Annotated in this window: 3 protein-coding genes and 1 pseudogene; 3 read left to right on the forward strand and 1 reads right to left on the reverse strand. The window is 43.8% G+C overall.

Going from position 1 to position 3,086, the window contains the following annotated elements:
• Window positions 1-202: 202 nt before the first annotated feature.
• From AB7U36_RS21460 to AB7U36_RS21470, 3 genes and pseudogenes are all read left to right on the forward strand, one after another.
• Entirely contained in the window at window positions 203-1,351 is a 1,149-nt protein-coding gene (locus AB7U36_RS21460; RefSeq protein ID WP_428161655.1) for an efflux RND transporter permease subunit, read from the forward strand.
• A gap of 84 nt (window positions 1,352-1,435) precedes the next feature.
• Window positions 1,436-1,723 (forward strand): annotated as a pseudogene (locus AB7U36_RS21465) (tyrosine-type recombinase/integrase); the annotation flags it as partial.
• Window positions 1,724-2,093: 370 nt separating this feature from the next.
• Window positions 2,094-2,780 carry a nucleotidyl transferase AbiEii/AbiGii toxin family protein gene (locus AB7U36_RS21470; RefSeq protein ID WP_035240725.1) on the forward strand — a complete coding sequence of 229 codons (687 nt, stop codon included), beginning with the start codon at window positions 2,094-2,096 and terminating at the stop codon, window positions 2,778-2,780.
• Between the two features lie 45 nt (window positions 2,781-2,825).
• Here AB7U36_RS21470 and AB7U36_RS21475 read toward each other — a convergent pair.
• Window positions 2,826-3,086: hypothetical protein (locus AB7U36_RS21475; RefSeq protein ID WP_428161656.1), on the reverse strand; the 261-nt coding region annotated here is incomplete at its 5' end.

Raw genomic sequence — 3,086 nt, forward strand, 5'->3', positions numbered from 1 at the left:
TAAGCTCAGCTGCGGCCTTCAAGTATCCACTCTTCGTTTAATTTTGTTTCCGCTGGAACAGATCCGGTGGATTTCACTTTCCGATTGATGACCAGGGGCGACTATCCATTCCGCCATAACCGGCCTGTTTCAATAAATCGATAGATAAGAATATATAAATTCATGCTCCAATTGTCAAGCAATGGACAAAAAAATAAAACCCATGGTAGATAAAGCTCAGATCCCTGGTGCCAAAATTTCGGTGATGCAGATGAAGATCAAAGGTATCCGGAATGTTGGAGACCAGGAGGTTGAAATCAAAATTAAAGGGGCACGTATTCAGCCGATTTTCGAGTTCGCCCGGGAAACGCCTGCCAGGCTTAAAGAGACGCCCGGACTGACCAATGTGACCCTGTCTATGGAGATGAGCAAACCCGAATACCGCATCTATGTTGACCGGGCAAAGGCATCTGCCTTGGGAATTACGGTAAAAGAGTCAGCAGACACTTTACAGGGACTGGTCCAGGGAACCGTGGCAACCAGGTATAGAGAAAGGGGTGATTACTACGATATCCGTGTGATGATTTGGTCGGAATCTTTGAAGAGCAAATTTGAACTTGAAAACATGATTATCAAAAGCAATTCCGACCAACCGGTTTATGTCAAGGATGTTGCCCGGGTTGAACGTTCCACCGGTCCCGTGGAAATCATCCGTGAAGACCAGGCCAAACAGATCATCGTCCGGGCGGACTCCCATGAAATCAGTGTCGGTGAGGCCGTGATCCGGGCCGAAATGGCTGTTGCCCAAATCCAAAAGCCTGCCGGTATATCCTTTGAGATGGGCGGTCAGGCTAAAATGATGGCTGACAATCGAAAAGCCATGGGGATCATCTTCGGATTTGCCGTGCTTTTTGCCTATGTGATTCTGGCTATACAGTTTGAATCGTTTCTGCTGCCCATGCTCATGATGATAAACATTCCCTTGTCCCTGACCGGAGCCTTCCTGGCCCTTTATCTGACCCATACGCCCATCGGGGTAACGGTTTTGATCGGTCTCATCGTCATGATGGGCGGGATTACTTCACAGGGAGTGGTACTGCTTTCCCAGGCAGAGTCCTTCCGGTTGGAGGGAGCTGCGGCGGCTGCGGCGGTCGAACGGGCAGCGCCGTTAAGAATCCGACCCATTCTCATGACTCAGTTGACAACCATTTTAGGACTTGTGCCCCTGGCTTTGAATTTGGGTTCAGGCGGGGATATACTACAGCCAATGGCCATAGCCGTTATCGGCGGGTTGACATACTCGCTTCTGCTGACCCTACTTTTTTTACCCGCGGCATACAGTATTGTTATAGGCCGAAAACAAAGGCTGTGAACTATAATGACCACCTAATCACCAATAAGAGAAAAGCCAGGTATCGTTGCCTTGAAGATAAAAAAATACCATTCCATTATGCCCAATTATTCTGCCGTATTTTTAAATAAAAATTTTGGAAGGCTTGGCAGGCGATCCATTCTACGTATTCTGGATAAGGTGGTCTTGGAATGCGGGTTAGGTATGAAAATATCTCCCCACACCTTGCGGCATACCTTTGCCACCCATATGTTGGATTCCGGTGCAGATCTTCGGGGTATTCAGGAGATTTTAGGCCATGCCAGCCTGTCCACCACCCAGGTCGGTCCCAGGTCCCATGTGAGTATGGATCGCCTGATGGCTGTGTACGACAAAGCCCATCCCCGAAGATAATTTTCTCAATCAAAATCTTGCAAATGCTGTTTGTGTTTTTAGGAGACTTGTCAACCTGGAACACCATCTGGTATAATTTGAGAATAATAAGGATAGATATTTAAAATGTATACGACTGATGAAAGAAAACAAATTCTCAAAAAAGCATTCTGGGATAAAAAAATTGACTTAGACATCCTGAATTCCTTTATCAATGGTGAAATAGACAGTATCCCCCTTATTTCTTCCAAAAGCATTTATATCAAACTCTTATCCACCTTTGACTGGTATACGTTGCTATCACTTCTTCCGAAGGAAACTTTGAAAAAGGCGTTGTCTGATGATGTTCTAAACGAATTGTTTCCCAAAACACGAAAAGGTAAATACAGATATGCCAGGCAAATATTATTCCCATAAACTATATCCTTTTCAGGATGAAATTCTGGGAAAAATCCAATCTCTGCACACGGATTTTTATTTAACCGGTGGAACAGCGTTAGGCCGATGCTACCTTGACCACCGATATTCAGATGATCTGGACTTTTTTGTAAATAACCATCCAGAGTTTAAAAAACAATGCAAAGTGATTCTATCCTGCCTGAACCACATGCAATACAAAAGCAAGCCATCCATGGTTGAGGAGTCTTTTGTTCGGCTGTTTGTAGAAAAAGAAGACATTACCCTGAAGATTGATATGGTCAATGATGTGGATGCTCATTTTGGCCGCATCACCATTCAAGAAGGGTTTGGAAACATAGATGACTGGCGCAATATCCTTTCAAATAAAATCTGTGCACTAAGCCGGATGGAACCAAAGGATTATGCGGACATTCTGTTTATAGCAAATGCCTATGATTTCGACTGGAAAGAGATCGTAGCAGAAGCAAAAGAAAAAGATCTTTGGGTTGACCCCATTGAAATCAGCCGGATGCTTCGTCTGTTTCCGGTTGAACAATTCAATTCAATCAATTGGATCAACACGCCGAATTTTCAAACTTGTGAGAAAGCCTTTTCCCTGATTTCCGAAGATATTTTAAAAGGTGAAGCCAATCAGGCAAAGCAAAAGATCCGCCTATGATGTTCACAGCTTTCAAATTGTGCCGGGACTGGATTAACAAGAATATTATTCGTTTTGATTATAAGCCCTAATGCCTTTAACGGGCTTTTCCTGGTCAAGGGTCTTTACAATTCCCTGACGTTCCATTTCATAGATCATCTCTGCTGACTGTTTGTAAATAATTCCTAATTCCCTGGATAATAAGGTTTGGATCGTTCTGTTCCCGTTCGGTCCCTGAACCTTTCCAGTTATAAATGGCTGAATATGTGACTTTAAAATACATGGTGAATCTGAATTTTTAACCGTGAATAATTTTAACCCTGCCAA

The organism is Desulfobacter sp., from assembly GCF_050177295.1.

Coding starts and splice junctions, on each gene's coding strand:
- AB7U36_RS21470 (WP_035240725.1), top strand. CDS start 2,094: ATGCCAGGCAAATATTATTCCCATAAACTATATCCTTTTCAGGATGAA.
- AB7U36_RS21460 (WP_428161655.1), top strand. CDS start 203: ATGGTAGATAAAGCTCAGATCCCTGGTGCCAAAATTTCGGTGATGCAG.